Raw genomic sequence first — 19,078 nt, forward strand, 5'->3', positions numbered from 1 at the left:
GGAGGGATTGTTGTTATGTCGTATTCACCATGGAAACAGTCATTGCTTGGCGCCATCTGCCTGACACTTGCGGCAGCGATTTGGGGCGGCGTGTATGTCGTGAGCAAAGTCGTACTGGAAGTCATTCCGCCGTTTACTTTGTTGATCCTGCGATTCGGCATCGCTTTGCTCGTGTTGGGGGCATTCGCTTTGGCCCGCAAGGAAGTCGTTCAGAAAAGAGATTATCCGTTGCTCATGGGCATTGCTTTTGTCGGGGTCACGATCTCGATTGCAGCCCAATTTCTCGGCACCAAGCTCTCTACGGCGCATATGGGCGCCCTGATTACTTCCGCGTCTCCAGCTTTTATTGCGATTTTTGCCGTCTGGCTGCTGAAAGAAAGCATTCACTTCAAGCAAGCCGCCGGAATCGTGCTTGCAACGGTTGGCGTGATCATCGTAATCGGTGTGCCAGATCAGGCGGATGCCCAATCGTCATTGACGGGAAACCTGATTCTGTTGGTCGCAGCAGTAAGCTGGGGGCTGTACACCGTCCTTAGCAAAAAAGCGACGCAGCGTTATTCCTCGCTGCTTGTCACAACGTATGTCGCTTTGTTCGGGCTCGTCTTCACAAGTCCTGTCATGCTCTGGGAGCTATCTGTCACCCCGATATCGTGGCAATTTGGCTGGGAGATTTGGGCGGGCGTCCTGTATATCGGGCTAATCTCGACTGCCGGAGCGTTTTATTTGTGGAACAAGGGCTTTGAGCTTATGCAAGCTGGCAGTGGCGCAGGCTTCTTTTTCGTCCAGCCGATTGTCGGAGCTTTTCTCGGCTGGCTGTTGCTCCACGAACACCTGGGCACCAGCTTTTTCGTTGGAGCTGCCTTCATTTTTCTCGGCGTAGCCTTGTCCAATCTGCGCAAGCGCACTGCCACTGAAACCGCCGATTCAGCGAAAAGATCATAAACAAACGCGAAAAAGGACAGCTGGCAACTCGCTCGCTGTCCTTTTTTCCATGCCGCTACGGACAAAAATGTTGCGTAACCTTCGCTCTTCCCTCAGCCATATCGACCGTGGCTCTCGCTCCATTGACAAACGTCATTTGCGGAGGCATATGTCCGCAATCAATATCGTACAAAATCGGGATTCGCAGCTCATCCGCCAGCTCCTGGTACACGTCCTCTGCTGTATAGCCCTGAACAGCGTGATTCGCTGCACTGCGTCCAAACATGATCCCGGCACAGTGAGCGAACCAGCCTGCCAGCTTCATCTGGACAAGCGATCTGCGCAAGTCGGCAGCCGACAATTCACAGTTTTCCAAATACCACAGCAGTTGTTCATTTTGAATCATCGTTTGTTGAAACCGCGCTACATCCCCGTAGGGTGTTCCGATCACATGCCGGATCGTGTCTATGCAACCGCCAAGCAGCCGTCCCGTTATATGTACTGGCTCTGATTCGGTCGTTTTCCAACGAGTCGGCTCAGTAAGGTGAAACACATAAGGTGATGGGTTGTCGTGCTGCCACTCTGCCTGGTAGTATTCGGACGCCTCTTGTACAACCTGCTCGCCTGTTTTGGTCGAAAGTACAGCCTCCCATTGGGCTGTCGTCGCATCCATGTTCTCCCCGCGCAAGTCGATCAGATTGGTGCCATGAGCCGTGGCTACACCCGTTTTCAATGTAATCGCAAGCAACAACAGACTGATATCGGAATAGCCAAGCACCCATTTGGCCGGAAATGCTTCAAAATCGAGCTGATCGAGAATTTCAATCAACAGTTCGCCACCCCATGGAGGGATGATCAGATCGATGTTTTCGTCGCGAAGCATGGCATTAAATTCTGCTGCGCGGATGGCTGCATCAGCAGACCTTGCTTTTTGCTGCGTCCATGCTGTGTCTTTGCAAACGGTTGAATAGCCCCGTTCCTCCGCTCGTTTGCAGGCAAGTGTAAGCAGTTCATGCAATTCAGCCGGCACCCCGGACGATGGAGCCGTTACGCCGATTGTGCTGCCTTTTTTCAAGACCGGATATGTAATCACAATGTTCCCCCCTCGCCTTTTTTCCATTTTATCGTAAAATCAGACAAAAAGCAGATGGATATGGATGACGCGCTTTGCTCCCTGACCATTTGAAAAGCCGACTGCTATCCATGTTGGAACAACACCCAGTGAAAGAAAAACGATCTCGAAAAACGGATTTTCTCCAATACATATGCGTGTATCGAAACCAGCTAGGCTGTGCAGAAAAAAGGGTTACTCCACTTTTGATGGAGTAGCCCTTTACGCGTGCGCTATAGTGACCCATGCTGGACGCTCTTTCTCCGCCGGATGATTCCCGTTCAGCCAGATCAGATGCCACAGCAAAAAAAATAGCTGCCGAGACTTTCTCGACAGCCGGGACAGCACGGAGCCGTCAACCATTTATATAAAACGGGAGGGAAGTAGAGGAGTTTCAACAAACATTACAAACGTGATTCCAGTTGGCGAATCGAATCGTTACTGCTTGCTCGTATCAGTTGATGTAGACTGATCGGCTGATCCGCTGTTTTCCGTTCCTGTCGTTCCAGCAGCGCCTGCGTCAGACTTGCTGTCTGAGCTGTTGCTGTCAGCCGCTGGTGCGTCAGATGACGTGCTTGTGCTATCCGAGCCGCCTGTTGTCGCATCAGAGCTGTTGCTCGATGCATCAGACGTCGATTTGTCCTCCGAAACCGAGTTGTCACTCGATTGTCCATCACCTGTAGCTGGTGTCGTTTGACTGGTGCCTTCTTGTTGTGTCGCTGGTTCAGGCGTCCCTGTTGTGCTGGAGCAGGCAACCAGGCTTCCAGACAGGAGTAATGCGACAGCTGCAATGGAAATCCATTTTTTATTCATGCTCATTCTCCTTTCATCCTTGGCTTCGTGACCTTCTCGCCGTCACAAGAACATCGTAACGGGCAAAGATAACCATTCTGTAAGGAGAATAGGAAAAAACCATGATCTAATTATGAAAAAAGTATGACCATGACCGCAAGCAGCGTCATGGTCCCTGTTTGACGAGCGATACGGGCGATACCGGCATGATCGGCAACAAAATAGTAAAGGTGCTGCCTTCCCCCGGCACACTTTCCACGCGACACACGCCATCGTGCAGTTCTACCAGCTCTTTGACGATGGCAAGTCCAAGCCCTGTACCTTTATTGTTTTTGGAGCGACCGCGATCCACCTTGAAAAATCGCTCCCAAATCCGGTCGAGATCGTCCGCAGCAATCCCCATCCCCGTATCCTGCACCTGGATGCGCATCCATTGCTCCTGCAGCCCGGCGGTCATCCGGATTTCGCCAGCCGTAGTGAATTTCAGCGCATTTTTCAAGAGGTTCTTCAAAATTTGCGCGACCCGATCCTTGTCCGCGTAAATGCGCGGCAGTTCCGCTTCGGCCTCGACTACCAGTTGAAGCCCTTTTTCTTCCGCCTCTTGCCGGAATGAAAAAGCTACGCGGTTCATGACCTCTGCCACGTCGACCGGGAACTTGGCGAGATTGACCTCGTTGTTCTCCAGCTTCATCAAATCCATCAAGTCGTCGACCAGACGATTCACCTGCATCGTCTCCGAGTACATGACGGCGTAATACTTTTGCCGCGCTTCCTCATCTTCTACCAGCCCGTCCTGCAATGCCTCCAAAAATCCTTGCATCGCCGTCAGCGGCGTGCGCAGCTCATGCGACACATTGGCGAGAAAGTCGTTGCGCACCTGTTCCAGATGGTGCCGCTCCTGTTCGACCTTTTCCAGCTTTTCCGCCATCGTGTTGATCGTGTGAGCCAAATCGCCGATTTCATCGTGCGTATCGACCTGGACGCGCTCTGCGTAATTGCCCCTGCCGATCTCCGCAGCCGTCCGCTCAATCGTGCGCAACGGGCGGGAGATCGACCAGGACAAGTAGGAAACCATCGCCGTAGACAGCACAACGCCGAACAGCGTAGCCCATAAAATCGACTCGCGCATTTGCCCGAACGTTTTCTCGATCCCTTCGATTGGAGCATGCAGGATGATTCCCCCGTACACCTGCTCCCCCTCGCCCCACGGCACAGAGACTGAGAGCATCGGGTCCTCCAGTCCTTCGATTTTCAATTCCGTGACCGCATTTTTGCCTTTCAGCACGTTATCTGCGATCGAGACAGCGACCGACTTTCCGGTGAAAACTTCGTCCTTCATCGAAGTCGCGACAATTTTCCCCTCTTTGTTGAACAGCCATATCCGGGTGTCAAACGATTCGTCGAGCATCGCCAGCTTGTCCAGCAACTCCTTGTTCACCCGATTGCTGTCGTGAATCGCGACGTTGACCTTTTTCGCCATCCGCAGCAATTCTTCTTCCTTGGAATTGTAAATGTACTCCCTCGCAAAAAAGGAGAGCAGGATGCCGGAAATGCCCAGTCCGACAAGCACAGTAGCCAAAAAGCTGAACAGCAGACGGCGGAAAATGCTTTTGGAAGTGCCCAGCATCAGCTCTCCACCCCAAACTTGTAGCCGATCCCCCAGACTGTGTGGATGCACTCATACGGGAGATTTTCCAGCCGTTGTCTGATCTTTTTGATATGAACGTCGATGGTGCGGACGTCTCCGAAATAATCGAAGCCCCACACTTGTTCGAGAAGTTGCTCGCGCGACCATACGCTGCCTGGCGATTTGACCAGCTGCACGAGTAAATCAAATTCTTTCGGGCGAAAGCTGACCTTTTCTCCCGCGACGATGACCTCCCGCTTGTCCAGGTCAATCGTCAACTGCTCAAAGCTGAAAATGCGCGGCGCATCCTCCTCGACCTTCGGCTTTGGCTGCAGGCGGCGCATGATCGCCCTGATTCGCGCCACCAGTTCGCGCGGGCTGAACGGCTTGGTCACATAGTCGTCCGCTCCCAGCTCCAGACCGAGCACACGGTCAAATTCCTCATCTTTTGCCGTCAGCATAATAATCGGCGTATCCCATTTTTTGCGAATTTCCCGACACGCCTCAAAACCGTCCATTTGCGGCATCATGACATCCAGAATCAAAACATCGGGTTGTTCCGTCTCTACAAGGGCAAGAGCTTCCCGTCCATCCTTGGCGACGACAAGCTCGAACTGTTGTTTTTCAAAATAAAGGCGAATGATTTCGCGTACATTTGGATCGTCATCAGCTACGAGGACCTTCATTTGGGCCATGGCTAACAACCTCCTTTCCTTTGAACGGCATAGGAAAAAAGTGCCGTTGCAGACGCTACAGCTTTTTCCCATGGTAACACAGATCATCCTCGTTGTGGACGGATAGAAGTCCTAACTGTCCGGGAATAGCAGGAAGTGAACAAGCGACAAAAAACGCGCCAGACCCTTTTGCAAGGCGGCGCGTCGTCTTTTCTTCATCTGATCGATCGGCAAAGCAAAGCCTACACCTTGCCCAGTTTTTGCTCCAACACTTTTTGTCCGTCTTTGCGGCCGGGACGCAAGCTGCCCCATAGATAGCCGATCAGCCCTCCGGCGATGGCAGGAAGCAGCCAGCCGATCCCTTCCTTGTGCAGCGGCAAATGCTCCAAAATCGGCGCGAGCGCCGCGATCTTGATGCCAGCCTGCGCAAATCCATCCAACAAACTGACCACCGTTGTGGCAATAATCGCCCCCTGGTAAACAGCGGCGTAGCCTTTGAATGATTTGTGGAAAAACGATACGAGCATCAAGACAATCGCCAGCGGATAAATCGCCATGAGCACCGGAACGGATATCGCGATCAGCTGCGTCAGCCCTACATTGGCAACAGCCGCGCTGAACACACTCAAAATGATTGCCATTGTCTTGTAGGAAACACCCGGGATATGCTGGGAGAAAAAGCGGCTGCATGCCGTCACCAGCCCGACAGAAGTCGTCAGGCAAGCGAGTGATACCGCGCCGCCGAGCAACAGATTGCCGAGCGGACCAAACAGATGCTGGACAGCGCCCGTCAAAATTTGTCCGCCATTATCGGACTGTCCCAATGAATAGCTGGTCGCCCCCATGTATCCCAGCGCCAGGTAGACAAGCCCCAAGCCGATCGCTGCAATGACAGCCGCCTTGATCGTCGACCATGTCAGCTTTTTCGGGTCAGTGATGCCCTTTTCCCTTACCGCAGCAGTGACGACGATACCGAATACCATCGCGGCCAACGCATCCAGCGTAAGATAACCTTCGACAAACCCTTTGAAAAAGGCGGTATGCTGGTAATCTCCCATCGCCACTCCTACCTCGCCCATCGGTTGAAGGAGCGATTTGAAAAACATGATGCCAATAATGATCAGCAAAGCAGGAGTCAGAACTTTCCCAATTCGGTCTACAAGCTTGCTCGGATTCAATGCCAGCCAAAACGTGATCGCAAAATAAACAATCGTGGTCACAAGCAGCGGAAGCGGGCTTCCTTTTGCCGATTCAGACAAAAACGGCAGAACGCCCATTTCGTAAGTAACCGTACCTGTTCGCGGGATTGCCATGAATGGCCCGATCGACAAATACACAATAAACGTAAAGATGGTTGCAAACAGAGGATGAACTCTCCCTGCCAACGCTTGCAGATTGCCGCCGCCCAATCCTACGGCGATCACCCCGAGGAGCGGCAAGCCCACCCCGGTCACAATAAAGCCGAGCATGGCAATCCATACATTTTCACCAGCAGCCTGTCCAAGCGCTGGCGGGAAAATCATGTTTCCGGCTCCAAAAAACAAAGCAAACAGCATAAGTCCTACAGTAATGGTTTCTCTCTTTGTTAAATCTCTCATGTTACTCCCCACCATATTGTTGGTTTTTATAAAATTTTTATTAGTATAACTTAATTTTTCTTCATTTATCAACTGTAATTTGTTGAAAAGTAAAGAATTTTTCGTCAAAGGTGACAACTATTCCTCCCAGACCTCTTTGCGCTTGACGGCGCCTACCGCTTCCCAAATGTATAGAGAATATATGCTTCGCCACGGTTCCCAGCGTTCTCCCATGCGGCGAATTTCTTTCTCATCCGGCTTTGTATCTAGTTTATATACAAGCGAAATCCCGTTGCGCAGTCCGATATCGGCGGCGGGCAGCAAATTGGGACGGCCCATTCCGAACATCAAGAGACACTCCACTGTCCAGCGGCCAATTCCGCGCAAGGCAGTCAGATGAGCCACAACTTCCTCGTCTTCCATCGCCCACAGCCGCTCCAGCTCCACGGTTCCATCGACAATCGCACGCGCGTAGTCGATGATATACTCCGCTTTGCGCTGGCTGAACTGCAAGGGACGCAAATCTTCCACAGCGAGCCTGGCGACTGCTTCCGCGGTAGGAAAAGCGAGAAACTTCACCCCGCGCTCGTCCACGACCTCATCGCCTGCCAATGCCAGCAACCGTTGCGTCAAATTCGCCGCGAAGGTCAGATTGATTTGTTGACCGATAATCGTTTTGACCATCGACTGGAACAGATCGGAGTCGTGCATCAAGCGCAGGCCGCGAAACCGTTTGACCAAAACAGCCAGTTCAGCTTCTTCCTGCATTTGTTCATAAATCGGCAAAAGGTCGAGGTCAGCGCAAAAAACGTGACGGATCGTGCGCACCAGCTCGTCTCGTTCCTCTGCTGACAAAGCCGAAGTCGTCCCGACCTGCAAGACCGGCTGATCGATACTTCCCACAAATTGCAAGCTGGTCAAAACCGGGCGTGACCCGACCCGAAAAACGCGCCTGAGCAGATTGTTTTCTGCTTGTACTTCCAGTTGGGGATCAGGATGAGTTTGCAGCCGTTGAAAAAGTCGTTCGAAGGAGTACGGAGGCATAAGCGGGATCTGGAATGCGTGCACGAAAATAACCCCTTTCACTCAAAGGCAGATTCTTGGCTCCATCCTAACACAAAACACCCCTGAAAAGCTCCAGGGGTGTGGTTCACGCGTTGTATGCGGTTTACTTCGAGAACATTCCTTTGAGCACGAACTTCACGTTTGCCGGGCTTTCTGCCAGACGACGCATGAAGTAGCCGTACCAGTCATTTCCGTATGGCACGTATACGCGCATTTTGTAGCCTTCGCGAGCCAGATCGATCTGGGATTGCGTGCGGATACCGTACAGCATTTGGAACTCAAACTGTGTACGCGGAATGTTGTATTCTTTTTCCAGTTGTTTGACATAAGCGATAATGTTGTCGTCATGTGTGGCTACGGCAGCATATCCGCCATTCAGCAGGTGTTGCTTGATGATTTTTTTGTAGTTCTCATCTACATCCGGCTTGTTCGGGTAAGCGACTTCCGCGGACTCTTTGTAAGCGCCTTTTACCAGACGGAAGTTCACCTTTTTGTCTTTCAGGCTGTCGATATCATCGGAAGCCTTGTACAGGTAAGCTTGAATAACCGTTCCGACATTGTCGTATTCTTCCAGCAGCTCATTCAGGATTTCCATCGTCACATGGTTGTGTGCGTAATCTTCCATGTCGATCCGCACGAACAAGTTGCCGTTTTTCTTCGCTGCATCGAGGATGCGTCTCATGTTTGTCATGCACAGCTCGCGGCTGATATCCAGACCGAGCGAAGTCATTTTCAGCGACAGGTTGCAATCGACACCGGATTGGTGAATCGCTTCCAATGTTTTGATGCAGTAGTCAGCTGACTCGTTTGCTTCTTCCAGGCTGAAAACAAATTCACCCAAGTGGTCGAGTGTGCAAACAAGACCTTGCTGGTTCAACTTGCGTACGGCAGCGATTGCTTCTGCAATCGTGACACCGGATACAAAACGGCTGGCCCCGAAGCGCAGCCCCCATTTTTTCGCAGCCGCATTCATCGCTTTATTTTTGGATAAGAATAAGAAAAAATCCTTCATAGCTTGTTCCATCGTTGACTGTCTCCTCCTCAACGTACTCTGCATCATTTGTACTAGCATAAACCGTGCCAACACAGCCTGGTTCGTGATATCTTGACTTTGCCAATCATGATGGAGCACGACTGCTGTACATACGCTTCAACACATATGTACATTTCGTGTCTATTCTTGTACACTTCTGATTAGTTACAATTACTGACGGGTAAGGGCTAAGCAGATGACCAGTCCCTTTTACCTGTTAGTGTGGATAGGAAGTGACGATTTGAAACCTCTATTCTCACTGGATAGTGTTGTCTCGGACTTGGCAATTCCAGTCAATCCTCTTGATATTAAATTACGCGACGGCGAAAAGGAGGGTGTATGGCGCAACGGCGAGCGTGATGTAGCGGTGATTTGTGTTCCCGCGACCGCGACGCTTGCCCAGTGTCTGGAACATATCCGCCTGGCACTCGCCACTACTCCCACGCCCACATTGGTCACGGTCGATAGGGAACGACGGGCAACAGGCATTGTTTTGCCGAATCAATTGCTGGCCGCCTTTGTCAATTTGACGCAAAACCAGTCTGTCCTGCTCAGCACCTTGATGGACACGATGAGCGAAGCCATTACGATCGTCGACTCCAACAATATCGTCCAGTATTGGAACCGGGCCGCTGAAACCATTTACGAGATCGACCGGGATCAAGTGCTTGGCACCTCGCTTGACGAGCACTTTGCCAGCGAGTCCATCCGCCTTTTGGACGCCTTGCGCCAGGGCACGTCTGTTCAACGGGTGTACCATATTCCCCGCCCGGACAGCCACGTCCTGATCAATGCCGCACCGATTCGCCAGGATGGGCAGATCATCGGGGCGATCTCGATTGAACAGGATATTACCGAGCTTGTCCGGCTGAATGAGGAGCTGGCGCACACGACCGCCCACCTGCACAACTTGCAGCAGGAAATGAGCCGATTTCAGGCGGCGGATGATCCTTTTTACGTGATTAAAGGGCATTCCGCTTCCATTCAGGCCGCCATCAGCTCTGCGAAAAAGGTCGCCCAAACCGACGCCACCGTGCTGATTTACGGCGAAAGCGGCGTGGGCAAAGAGCTGTTTGCCAAAGCGATTCACCAAGCCAGCAGACGGCGGGAGAAGCCTTTTGTCGCCATCAACTGCGGAGCGATTCCGGCAGCGCTGTTTGAAAGCGAGCTGTTCGGCTACCAGGGGGGCGCTTTTACCGGAGCGGAGAAAAAAGGCAAGCCAGGCAAGCTGGAGCTGGCCCATGGCGGCACGCTTTTCCTCGACGAAATCGGGGAGCTTCCGCTGGAGCTGCAAGTCAAGCTGCTCCGCGCCCTGCAAGAGCGGCAATTTTACCGCGTAGGGGGAACCGAGCCGATCACCGTCAACACCCGCATCGTAGCAGCAACCAACCGCCAACTGGAACAGATGGTGTCAGACGGCCGTTTTCGCGAAGACTTGTATTATCGGCTCAACGTCTTTTCGCTGGAAATTCCCCCGCTGCGCGCCAGACGCGAAGATTTGCCGGAGCTTGTCCAAATCTTCATCCACGAGTATTCTGTCGTGCATGAGCAAGCCGTGCCGCGCATCGCGTCAGAGGTGATGCAGGCTTTGTTCGACTATAGCTGGCCAGGCAATATTCGGCAGTTGCGGAATGTCATTGAACGCCTGTCGATCCTGCAAGAAAACGGCGTCATCTCCCCGGAGCATTTGCCAAGCGCGATTCGCTCCCAGCATGAAGAGATTCCTCCCGCTGCTTTTGCGTCCATAAACAGTACGTACAGCGCCCCGGCAGCAACGCGTCCTGTGCACGTCCCGGCAAATCCGTTGGCGATGCATCATCCCCCCGGACAGACGGAAAAAGAGCGCGTGATCGCAGCTCTGGAACGCACGTACGGAAACAAAAAGGCGGCAGCCGAGCTGCTCGGCATCTCACGGGGCACCCTTTACAATAAGATGAAGAAATACGGTCTTGATGAGGAGTCGTTCAGATGGAATTGATCTCATGGCAGGATGACCAGCTTGCAGTTCGTTACGGCGGGGAAAACGTTGTTCTTTTGCCAAAAGAATACACCTTGCTGAAATACATGTACAGCTGGAAAAACCGGACCTTCAGCCGGGAAAATTTGCTCGACGCCGTATGGCCGCTGGAAAATCCGACAGACCGGACGATTGACGACCACATTTATCGGCTGCGCAAAAAGCTGCAAAAATGGTCCCATCTATTCACCATCGACACAGTGCGAGGGGTAGGCTACCGCCTGACATGGAAGCAGCATCAGCCGCCGCCCCAGCTCCATGCTTTGAACGAAAATTTTTCCGATCACATCCGGCAAATGCTGTCCACCTACCATGGAATGGGGATGGGCGCAGCCCTACAGACTCTCGCAGCCAATCAAGAAATTCTCGGATTTCAGCTGGACCCTTTTTACGCCATGTACATCCGCTTTGTCGTCGGGGATTTTGCCTGGTTTATCGAGGACACGGATTCACCGATGAGCGAAAAGCTGTTTTATTTGTTCCACCTCTACCACATGACGGAAATGGATGGGCGCAAAACGATCCATGTGTTTCAGGAGGTAGTGAAAAGACAAGCGGAGATGCCGGAAATATTTCGCGACGAAATACAAATCAACGCCGTCGCCCTCTACATCCAGGCGGGTGAAGAACAGCTTGCCAGAGAGCAGGCGGTCCGCGCGCGAAAAATCGTGGAACAAATGGATTCGGAAAGCTTCACGGTTTTTTTGTTGGCAGAGGAAGCGTGGCTGGAGCTTTTGTCCGATTCAGTTGAGATAGCCGAGAGCAAGCTGGCGAGAGCTTCTGTCATTTTGCAAAAGGTTCCGATGCAACGGGAGCTGGGCAGCTTCAAAGTGCTGCAAGGCTTCTGCCAATATCACCGTCAAGAGACAGCTCAAGCGAGGCGGCTGGTCGATGAAGGTGTCGAAGTCATCCGGTCCACCCAATTTGTCCCGCACCTGATTTACGCCGTACACAACATTCTGCTGTTTTTCCGCCGCTTCCCCTGCGATGCCAAATGGGAGAGCCGCTATCAGAAAATGTGGGACGATTTATCCTCGCAATACCAATTCGAGCAGTTGAAAAAGTCGATCATCCACAAACTGTCCGTCCGCTTTTGATAATCCTCTGACAAATCCCTTTTATCATCAAATCAGCACGATGCGATGGAGGGATTTTTTTGTTACAGAAAAACAAGGCGTTTCGGACACTGCTTACTGCGTACGGTCTTTCCACGCTGGGAGACTGGTTCGATTTTATTGCTGTCGCCATTTTTTTGGGCTACGTCTGGGAGGCCGATCCGATGACGATGGCTCTCTTGCCGATTGCGTATGCTGCTCCCGGTATTGTGCTCGGACAATTTGCTGGAGTGCTGGCTGATCGGGTGCACAAAGTCCGGATGATCATGACGGCCAACATGGTTCAGGCCAGCCTCACCTTGCTTTTGCTCGCCATGCCTGACCCGCTGTCGTTTCTGCTCGTCATCGCCCTGCGCTCCTGCGCTTCCGTCTTCAACGATCCTGCCCACCAGACATTGACGCGGCAAATTGTTTCTCCTGAACATCTGCTGCGGGCAGCTTCCTTGAACGGAGGCATTTATCAAACCGCCAAGCTGATCGGGCCGTTGATCGGCGGGACGATCGCCGCGATCCTGACACCCGCGATTTGTCTCATGATCAACGCCGCGAGCTATGTCGTCTCTACTTTGCTCATGCTGACGATTCGCAATGTGGAGAGACGCCTTCCCAAATCCGCCTCGGACTCGGGAGAAAAAGCCGTTTCGCTTCGCGTCGCCTGGCAGGAAGGCTGGGCTGTCTTTTTGCAAAATCGGGTCTTGCTCGTAAGCGCGCTTTTTTCGCTGCTCGCCATGATGGCGATTCAATTGGCAGACGCGCAGCTTCCTGTCATCTTCCGCGAAAAGGTGCCGAATCGTCCGGAGATCGTCGGCTACTCGGTCAGTGTCATCGGACTCGGTGCGCTTTTGACGATCACATGGCTGCATCGGCGGGGCCAGATTCGCTCGTACGGCTGGGTGCTTGGCGGCGGCGTTCTGCTGATTGGCATCTGCTTTTCCTGGATCGGCCTCTTCCAGCCAGGGTCGGCCATCTACTGGCTGCTGCTGGCTTCGTTGCTCGCCGGCATCGGGACAGGGTTGACTTCCGTAGGGCTGAACTACCTCATTCAAAAAGAAACGCCCATACACGCACTCGGACGCGTACGGGGCATTATTGATTCGCTTTCCAGCGTGACATTTATCGTCGCACCGCTCATGGGCGGCGGTTTGATGACCTGGCTCGGTCCGGCGAAAAGCTTTTTATGGATAGGCTTGCTCGTCGCAGCTGTCGGGGGAATTGCCATTGTGCTGCAACGCTGGATTTGGGGAAATCGGGCAGCAAATTCTTCTCCTGCCTCTTCTCGACAAGCGGGATAACTTCGTTTAGGCCCTGACCGTCGTCAGCAAAATAATCATCGCAAACCCGTTCGTATCTTGCCGTTGATCCTTTGCCAGCAACAACAGGTTCAAAGAGGTCGGCATCCCGAACATCAGGATCATCACCGCTCTCTCTACTGGATTCTCGCTCATCCACATGGCGAGCGGCCAGGCGATCAGGACAGGCAAGACCAGCCAAACCGAAGTAACCGACATTCGCCAAAGTAGCAGCGAGCACATTCCATTTTAACGCGTCATCCCGCCAGCCCAGTCGTCCGGCCACCAGCCTCAACAGCCCGTATACGAGCAGCGTTGTCAAGAAAAAATGCAGAACAATGACAGCCAGCGATTGCACTGACACTTCCGAGTGAACAAATGACTGAAAGATCAGGGATCGGAATGAGGTAGTAACGAATGGAAAGCCGTTGTCAATTGCAAAAAAAAAATTGGTCCCGCTGACCAATTCACGAAATGAGTTATTCGATTTTCACTTTTCGGCGCTCCTCAATCTGCCTGTGCAAAATGTATTTGCGCAAATTGTGGAAATGTCGCGCGTTGATCCCTTTGATCGTGCAGCCGTAAAAATAATGCGGCGCTTCAATCCGCTCATGAATAATTTGCAACTCGGAGATTACGACCCCATCCGGTCTGTTGCGCCCGTACAACTCAAAGGAAAAGACAAGCGCCTGCTCGACGGGAACAGGTTTGTCCGCCCGAAATGCCAGTCCGCCCAGGCTCAGGTTCACCAAATACACCATTTGGCTGTATACGGAAAAAAACGAATCCGGCTCTTGGGTCGGATATTGAATCCAGCCCTTCACTTCCATATCGAAGCGGGGATAGCGCCTGCGTTGCTCGCGAAACTCGCTGGCCGTTGGCGAATGGAACAAAAACAGCCGATTTTTGTCCCGCGCCACGACGACTGCTTCAAAGTTGCTGATGGTTTCATAATCAGCGGTCAACAGACATGGAATCTGATCACCGACCGTCACATCCAAGTGTTGGGGGAAGACCGCTTCGATTAAATCTCCTTCTTCGTATGTCACGTGGCCTTCCACCAATTGATTCCCTTTTCTAATTTGTATAATGCTTTCCATCTACGTTCTCCACCACTTCGTACAAAAATTTACTAGGTTTTCCGGAATCTTTCCCTGGATGCTTTTCGCGGAAAATAAGGTATAATGGGAACATTGACAGATAGGAGGTTACAAACCGATGAATCGTTATCAAATGGTAACACTGGCTTTGGCATTTTGCGTAACCGCCTGTCTCATCGGAGTTGGCATTTCCATCGGGGAAAAAAGCCCCCTCGGTATCCTTGGTTGTATCGTTGTTGCCTTCTCATTGATGGGATTTGGCTTTTCGTACAAGCGCAAGCATATGCGCTAACCTCTTCTCCGTTATCGCCGTACAAGCAGGCTGTTCACGTAAAACAGGACAGAAGGCAGTCCTTTTGCCTGTTTCAGCAGCTGTCTAGCGATGGTATATATGTGTGGCTGGCTGCGGTTTACTTTGCGATCTGCCAGATAAAATGCGACCAACCCGTCCACGATCATACGGTGAAATGCAGGATTTGGCAAGCGTTTAACGCTTGCCTTTGCTTGTTTTATGAAAAACTGCAAGCGCTCCGTCGCTACCTGCTCGGATTCGTAATAGCTGACAAAATTCAAATCTCCGCCCAGTCTGTCTTCTTCCAGATCGATCAAGTAATCAAGCAAAATATGTAATCCGCAGAGCCAAGGAAAATACGCTTCGCTGACTGCTTCGATTGTTTCCTCGTTTACCTTTTCATCTGTCGCCAGGCAAAACAAAGCGAAAATCCCGATCGTCGAGCCAGTGACCGCCGCAAATTCTTGCCATTGCAAATAGCTGAAGCGTTCCTTGTGATCGTCCCACCAATCGAGCAACGCTTTCTCACGCAAATGCTGCGCGATATGTTTGTGCACCTGCAAATCGCTGTACAGACAGGAGAAGGTCAGTACCTTGGATTGAATTTTGCTGTAAGCAGGCAGTTTGGCCGCATAACGTTGACAGGTTTGCACCAAATCCGCCAAAAAGCCGCCATCATTCTTGTCTTCCCGATATAAATAGTAGTCCCGCAGAGGCGCGCCAGGCGTCAATGCATCCTGCATGGAATAATGCAGCTGGCGAAAGTCCTCGGGGTCTAGTGACGTGCTTCGATCACACAAATTGTCCAAGTAGTCGCTGATCGTCTGATAAGCTACGATCAACGGCACAATCGTCTCCACGTAAGGAATGACCTGTGCGGCGTACACACATCCACCCTGACAGTGAAACTTTTTGGAGTTCATGCTGTCTTGCGCCTGTTTTCCCAGCTCAGGATTCGGAATGGCCTGCGCTTTTCGGTACCAAGCCGCAAACTCCCGCTCCAGAACAGGTTGAACGTGACGATAGACCCGGTATAGTAACTGCCATGGATTGCGTAGTTCGCTCACATGCTTCCCTCCCCAAACAACAATAGAAATATCTTACCACATTTGCATCCTCACTCCAAAAGTCACCCTTGCCATATCCTCGTCTTCTTTTTGCTTTTCTATGAAGGGAATGGATGAACTTTTTTTGTCTGAAAGCAAACGGAGGAAGCATGACAGCGCGAACTGACAATGCAGCAGCTTAACGCACAAAAGCACAGCGCTTTGAGCGACCCTCTTTTTCTAAATAGATAGACAATTGCGTCAGGCAATCCGCCTGCCTACTCTTCCACTCACCTACGTTGCCTTTCCTATTTTACTATATTTTTCAATGGGAATTTGCAGTTTTTTTAGTCAAGTGTTACAATTCTTTCCATTCTCTCGCCACAATAACAAAAAACCCTCTCTGGCGCTTGGCTTCGGCTTGAAGCAGTGTGCGCACCTGAGAGGGTTTCGCTTTATTAGTCTTCCTCGTGACGAACGATTTTCGTCCACCCGTCTACTTGTTCCACCCGACGCTCTTTCATGAGCTTGCCAAGCGCACGTTTGAAGCTGGATTTGCTCATCTGGAACTTTTCGCGGATGATATCCGGTTCGGTACTGTCTGTATAAGGCATGGCTCCGTCCCGATTGATCAAATAGCGCAGCAGCTTGTCGGCATCTTCGCCGTACTGCACTTCTTTGCGTTCCTTCATGGAACCGTTCAGCCTGCCGTCTTCGCGCACATAACTGATGCGGCTGGTCACAGTCTGGCCCAAACGGAGTCGGCCAACCATCTCATCGCGGTGAATGAACAAAATATGCTCGTCCTCCGTCAGCAAAAACGCGCCTGCCGCTATGACTTTGTAGACCGTGCCTTCCACCTGCTTGTTCAGCATCTCTGCTCCTGCCATGGCGGCAATTTTGGTTACTTCATTTTCTGTCACAGGCTTGGCCAGCAGACGTCCGAGCTTGTCCTGTTTCAACGTAACGAGAATCTGATCCCGCGGGCGCGGCCACTCATCGCTCAGCTTGGGCAGGTCGTCGACGAACAGAAGCAAATCTTTTTTGATCCCGTTATCGAGGAAAACTCCCATGCGCGGGGAAATGTCCACAACTTCCAGCCAGCCATACTCGCCCATGCCGACATACGGCATATCCATCGTCGCGGCCAATCGATTCTCGTGGTCGTGGTACAAAAACACTTCCACCTCATCGTCCAAATGCAACCGTTCGTGCGCTTCCTTTTCGTGCAGGAAAACTTCGTCGTCGCCCGCGCGAAGGAAATAGCCGATCTCGGTCTTTCGCGCCACCTTCATTTCCAGTGTCATGCCCGCCTGCAAATTGCCAGTAGCAGCAGTAGCAACCTTCTGCGGCTCGCGTTTTGTCTTTTTGTACATGCTTCTTTCTTCCTCACTCTCTTCCTATATGCACACTAACTATACCCATCCCGGCCAGGAAAATACCACTACTTTTTTCTCGCGAGAACAAAGCTTCCGCCTAAAAAAAGGCAAGTCTCGTCTTCGCGAACATACATATGACAGTAAGACCCGGCTTGTACCCCGGTTTCATTTTGCCAACAGACAGGAGTGACCGCTATCCATGCTCGTACTTCTTGAACATATTTTTCTCGGGATTGTTCAAGGCTTGACTGAATTTTTGCCGATCTCCAGCACAGGCCACCTCGTCTTGTTCCGAAAGCTGTTTGGCATGCAGGAGGTCGGGCTGCTTTTTGACACGATGCTCCATTTCGGCACGCTGATCGCTGTCGTCATCGTGTTTTGGCCGCAAATCCGCTATATCGTCTTGAACCCGTTGTCCAAGCTGACCAAGCTGCTCGTGGTCGGAACGATCCCGACTGCGGCGATTGGCCTGTTGTTCGAGGACTATTTTGAAGAAATTTCCCGCAGCGGAATCACCATCGGCTGGGAGTTTCTCGCGACAGGGGCGATTCTTTGGGCTGTAGAGTCCATGCGGCGCGGTCAGCGAAAGTTTGACGACATCAGCTATGCGGATGCCTTGATCATCGGCACTCTGCAAGGAGCGGCGATTCTTCCCGCCATCTCCCGTTCCGGACTGACGATAGCCGGAGCGCTCATGCGCGGGATTGATCGGGCTGACGCTGCCCGCTTTTCCTTTTTGATTTCCTTGCCAGCCATCCTCGGGGCATGTGTGCTGCAAACAGCCAAGCTGGCGGCGGCGCCACTCCATACCGCCCTCCTGATCCCGATGCTCGTCGGAACAATTTGCGCCGGACTAGCCGGGTACGTCGCCATTCGCTGGATGCTGAAAATCATCAGCACAGGCTCGATGAAAGGCTTTGCCGTTTACGTCTGGGTACTGGGGGCACTGATTTTGGCGATGCAATATCTCGGCTGGTGAAGCCAAAAGGAAAAAAGCCGGCTGCGCCATAGCCGGCTTTTTATCTGCTCTCTTCCTTGTCAGGATAACGACTGGCGATCAGTTTGCCTACCAAAAGAATAATCCCGTAAAAAGCGGTCGCCAAAAGGGAAGTTGCCAGCCACGTAGCTGTTCCCAAGGCGAGATAAAGCAGCGCATGAGCGATAAAAATACCCACAAGCCATACCAGGATGTTCATCCTGTTCAAAAACGTCATCAAGCCGCGCAAGTGTCTTTGCACCTCCACCAATCCATTTACTACTGTTATAGCCGATCGAGGGAGGTTTTATCCCCTGATCTCTGTACCAGATCAAGGAGCCGGCACGATCACGGCAAATCCGGCCCGTTCCAATATTTCCGCCAGAACAGGAAGTGGCGTGTCTGCCACTTCCCGGTACATTTTCGGAGTGTGCAGATGTCCGGCGTGCGGGAAGTCTTCGGATAAGCTCGCCCGCAATTTTTTTCCGCTGTCATCTTCATCTGTAAACAAATACACTTCTTCCGCCGATTCTGCCTGGGCCAGAAGCTGTTCGCCTTTCTCCTGACTGTAGGAGCCAAACGTGCAAAAGATGGTCACAGGCTCGGCCAGTACGCGAAGCAATCGCTCCTTGTCTGTCTTCCCCTCCACGATGATGACACACTTCCCCATGCCATCCCCTCCTTTATCACTCAAGCATTTTCTTTCTATAGTATACCTTGCGCCTTTAGGAAAGACAGTCGCCCTGCGGGAAAATGTGGGGCGAGTAGTTATGCCGCAAGCTAGACATCGTAAATAAAGAAGCCACGTTATGAAGGGGGAACACGCGATGTCCAAATTCAAAAGCGCGAAAAACTTGAACCAAAAAGGATTGGCTGTCAGCGGACTGACCAGCAGCACGGTGGCGGATGATACGCATACCGAAAGCAACCAAGGCTCTTCCCAGCAACACAATCAGCACAATCGCGAAGACAACACCACACAAGGGTAACGGTGTAACGGCTTCTTCCACAGAAGCCGTTTTTCCATGCGTCCACGTTTGCCAAAAAAAGCACACCCGCTGGCT

20 protein-coding genes are annotated in these 19,078 nt (G+C 52.0%); 7 read left to right on the forward strand and 13 right to left on the reverse strand.

The genetic code is table 11. The features are described from left to right. The first annotated feature begins 15 nt into the window (after positions 1 to 15). Positions 16 to 942 carry a DMT family transporter gene (locus EDM60_RS24160; RefSeq protein WP_122966216.1) on the forward strand — a complete coding sequence of 309 codons (927 nt, stop codon included), beginning with the start codon at positions 16 to 18 and terminating at the stop codon, positions 940 to 942. 55 nt (positions 943 to 997) lie between these two features. On the opposite strand, the gene EDM60_RS24165 is transcribed toward EDM60_RS24160, so the two are convergent. From EDM60_RS24165 to EDM60_RS24195, 7 genes are all read right to left on the reverse strand, one after another. After that, positions 998 to 2,014, reverse strand: a complete 1,017-nt coding sequence (locus EDM60_RS24165; RefSeq protein WP_122966217.1) for a S66 family peptidase — start codon at positions 2,012 to 2,014, stop codon at positions 998 to 1,000. A gap of 456 nt (positions 2,015 to 2,470) precedes the next feature. Continuing rightward, on the reverse strand, positions 2,471 to 2,845 hold the full coding sequence (locus tag EDM60_RS24170; RefSeq protein WP_122966218.1) for a hypothetical protein: 375 nt from the start codon (positions 2,843 to 2,845) through the stop codon (positions 2,471 to 2,473). A gap of 145 nt (positions 2,846 to 2,990) precedes the next feature. Continuing rightward, positions 2,991 to 4,451, reverse strand: coding sequence for a sensor histidine kinase (locus EDM60_RS24175; RefSeq protein WP_122966219.1), 1,461 nt, complete (start codon positions 4,449 to 4,451; stop codon positions 2,991 to 2,993). Further along, positions 4,451 to 5,146, reverse strand: a complete 696-nt coding sequence (locus tag EDM60_RS24180; protein ID WP_063230467.1) for a response regulator transcription factor — start codon at positions 5,144 to 5,146, stop codon at positions 4,451 to 4,453. The genes EDM60_RS24175 and EDM60_RS24180 overlap by 1 nt, the downstream gene beginning before the upstream one ends. 221 nt (positions 5,147 to 5,367) lie before the next feature. Next, entirely contained in the window at positions 5,368 to 6,723 is a 1,356-nt protein-coding gene (brnQ, locus tag EDM60_RS24185) for a branched-chain amino acid transport system II carrier protein (RefSeq protein WP_122966220.1), read from the reverse strand. Positions 6,724 to 6,840: 117 nt separating this feature from the next. Next, positions 6,841 to 7,770, reverse strand: a complete 930-nt coding sequence (locus EDM60_RS24190; RefSeq protein ID WP_122966221.1) for a DNA-3-methyladenine glycosylase family protein — start codon at positions 7,768 to 7,770, stop codon at positions 6,841 to 6,843. 100 nt (positions 7,771 to 7,870) lie between these two features. Then, positions 7,871 to 8,791: a proline dehydrogenase family protein gene (locus EDM60_RS24195; RefSeq protein WP_063230470.1), complete on the reverse strand. Its 921-nt coding sequence runs from the start codon at positions 8,789 to 8,791 to the stop codon at positions 7,871 to 7,873. A gap of 250 nt (positions 8,792 to 9,041) precedes the next feature. On the opposite strand from EDM60_RS24195, the gene EDM60_RS24200 reads away from it, so the two are divergent. The 3 genes from EDM60_RS24200 to EDM60_RS24210 are packed head-to-tail and all read left to right on the forward strand — an operon-like array spanning position 9,042 to position 13,224. Beyond that, the gene (locus tag EDM60_RS24200; protein WP_122966222.1) at positions 9,042 to 10,778 is read left to right on the forward strand and encodes a sigma-54 interaction domain-containing protein; all 1,737 of its coding nucleotides are present in this window, start codon (positions 9,042 to 9,044) and stop codon (positions 10,776 to 10,778) included. Beyond that, positions 10,769 to 11,914, forward strand: coding sequence for a winged helix-turn-helix domain-containing protein (locus EDM60_RS24205; protein WP_122966223.1), 1,146 nt, complete (start codon positions 10,769 to 10,771; stop codon positions 11,912 to 11,914). Before EDM60_RS24200 ends, EDM60_RS24205 begins: the two co-directional genes overlap by 10 nt. A gap of 59 nt (positions 11,915 to 11,973) precedes the next feature. Next, positions 11,974 to 13,224, forward strand: a complete 1,251-nt coding sequence (locus tag EDM60_RS24210; RefSeq protein WP_122966224.1) for an MFS transporter — start codon at positions 11,974 to 11,976, stop codon at positions 13,222 to 13,224. A 6-nt stretch (positions 13,225 to 13,230) separates the two neighbouring features. On the opposite strand, the gene EDM60_RS24215 is transcribed toward EDM60_RS24210, so the two are convergent. Together EDM60_RS24215 and EDM60_RS24220 are read right to left on the reverse strand one after the other, a co-directional pair. Beyond that, the gene (locus EDM60_RS24215; protein ID WP_122966225.1) at positions 13,231 to 13,440 is read right to left on the reverse strand and encodes a hypothetical protein; all 210 of its coding nucleotides are present in this window, start codon (positions 13,438 to 13,440) and stop codon (positions 13,231 to 13,233) included. A gap of 260 nt (positions 13,441 to 13,700) precedes the next feature. Continuing rightward, positions 13,701 to 14,321, reverse strand: a complete 621-nt coding sequence (locus EDM60_RS24220; protein ID WP_063230480.1) for a PilZ domain-containing protein — start codon at positions 14,319 to 14,321, stop codon at positions 13,701 to 13,703. Between the two features lie 118 nt (positions 14,322 to 14,439). Here EDM60_RS24220 and EDM60_RS28845 point away from each other — a divergent pair, with 118 nt between their 5' ends. Further along, complete coding sequence (locus EDM60_RS28845) at positions 14,440 to 14,613, forward strand: DUF5325 family protein (RefSeq protein ID WP_005830013.1); 174 nt, start codon at positions 14,440 to 14,442, stop codon at positions 14,611 to 14,613. 11 nt (positions 14,614 to 14,624) lie between these two features. On the opposite strand, the gene EDM60_RS24225 is transcribed toward EDM60_RS28845, so the two are convergent. Next, positions 14,625 to 15,680, reverse strand: coding sequence for a tetraprenyl-beta-curcumene synthase family protein (locus tag EDM60_RS24225; protein WP_122966226.1), 1,056 nt, complete (start codon positions 15,678 to 15,680; stop codon positions 14,625 to 14,627). Positions 15,681 to 16,117: 437 nt separating this feature from the next. Beyond that, positions 16,118 to 17,035: a CvfB family protein gene (locus tag EDM60_RS24230; protein WP_122966227.1), complete on the reverse strand. Its 918-nt coding sequence runs from the start codon at positions 17,033 to 17,035 to the stop codon at positions 16,118 to 16,120. 202 nt (positions 17,036 to 17,237) lie between these two features. Between EDM60_RS24230 and EDM60_RS24235 the strand changes: the two genes are divergently transcribed. Further along, a complete protein-coding gene (locus tag EDM60_RS24235; protein ID WP_063230485.1) occupies positions 17,238 to 18,017 on the forward strand; it encodes an undecaprenyl-diphosphate phosphatase in 780 nt (259 codons plus the stop codon). Between the two features lie 40 nt (positions 18,018 to 18,057). On the opposite strand, the gene EDM60_RS24240 is transcribed toward EDM60_RS24235, so the two are convergent. Both EDM60_RS24240 and EDM60_RS24245 read right to left on the reverse strand, forming a co-directional pair. Further along, positions 18,058 to 18,264: a hypothetical protein gene (locus EDM60_RS24240; RefSeq protein ID WP_122966228.1), complete on the reverse strand. Its 207-nt coding sequence runs from the start codon at positions 18,262 to 18,264 to the stop codon at positions 18,058 to 18,060. A gap of 81 nt (positions 18,265 to 18,345) precedes the next feature. Beyond that, positions 18,346 to 18,684, reverse strand: coding sequence for a toprim domain-containing protein (locus EDM60_RS24245; protein ID WP_122966229.1), 339 nt, complete (start codon positions 18,682 to 18,684; stop codon positions 18,346 to 18,348). A 157-nt stretch (positions 18,685 to 18,841) separates the two neighbouring features. On the opposite strand from EDM60_RS24245, the gene EDM60_RS28850 reads away from it, so the two are divergent. Further along, the gene (locus tag EDM60_RS28850) at positions 18,842 to 19,003 is read left to right on the forward strand and encodes a hypothetical protein (RefSeq protein WP_167470374.1); all 162 of its coding nucleotides are present in this window, start codon (positions 18,842 to 18,844) and stop codon (positions 19,001 to 19,003) included. Positions 19,004 to 19,078 lie beyond the last annotated feature (75 nt).

The organism is Brevibacillus parabrevis, assembly GCF_003710905.1.
Lineage (GTDB): Bacteria > Bacillota > Bacilli > Brevibacillales > Brevibacillaceae > Brevibacillus > Brevibacillus parabrevis.

Coding starts and splice junctions, on each gene's coding strand:
- EDM60_RS24160 (WP_122966216.1), top strand. CDS start 16: ATGTCGTATTCACCATGGAAACAGTCATTGCTTGGCGCCATCTGCCTG.
- EDM60_RS24170 (WP_122966218.1), bottom strand. CDS start 2,845: ATGAATAAAAAATGGATTTCCATTGCAGCTGTCGCATTACTCCTGTCT.
- EDM60_RS24175 (WP_122966219.1), bottom strand. CDS start 4,451: ATGCTGGGCACTTCCAAAAGCATTTTCCGCCGTCTGCTGTTCAGCTTT.
- EDM60_RS24180 (WP_063230467.1), bottom strand. CDS start 5,146: ATGGCCCAAATGAAGGTCCTCGTAGCTGATGACGATCCAAATGTACGC.
- brnQ (WP_122966220.1), bottom strand. CDS start 6,723: ATGAGAGATTTAACAAAGAGAGAAACCATTACTGTAGGACTTATGCTG.
- EDM60_RS24195 (WP_063230470.1), bottom strand. CDS start 8,791: ATGGAACAAGCTATGAAGGATTTTTTCTTATTCTTATCCAAAAATAAA.
- EDM60_RS24205 (WP_122966223.1), top strand. CDS start 10,769: ATGGAATTGATCTCATGGCAGGATGACCAGCTTGCAGTTCGTTACGGC.
- EDM60_RS24215 (WP_122966225.1), bottom strand. CDS start 13,440: ATGTCGGTTACTTCGGTTTGGCTGGTCTTGCCTGTCCTGATCGCCTGG.
- EDM60_RS24220 (WP_063230480.1), bottom strand. CDS start 14,321: ATGGAAAGCATTATACAAATTAGAAAAGGGAATCAATTGGTGGAAGGC.
- EDM60_RS28845 (WP_005830013.1), top strand. CDS start 14,440: ATGAATCGTTATCAAATGGTAACACTGGCTTTGGCATTTTGCGTAACC.
- EDM60_RS24230 (WP_122966227.1), bottom strand. CDS start 17,035: ATGTACAAAAAGACAAAACGCGAGCCGCAGAAGGTTGCTACTGCTGCT.
- EDM60_RS24235 (WP_063230485.1), top strand. CDS start 17,238: ATGCTCGTACTTCTTGAACATATTTTTCTCGGGATTGTTCAAGGCTTG.
- EDM60_RS24245 (WP_122966229.1), bottom strand. CDS start 18,684: ATGGGGAAGTGTGTCATCATCGTGGAGGGGAAGACAGACAAGGAGCGA.
- EDM60_RS28850 (WP_167470374.1), top strand. CDS start 18,842: ATGTCCAAATTCAAAAGCGCGAAAAACTTGAACCAAAAAGGATTGGCT.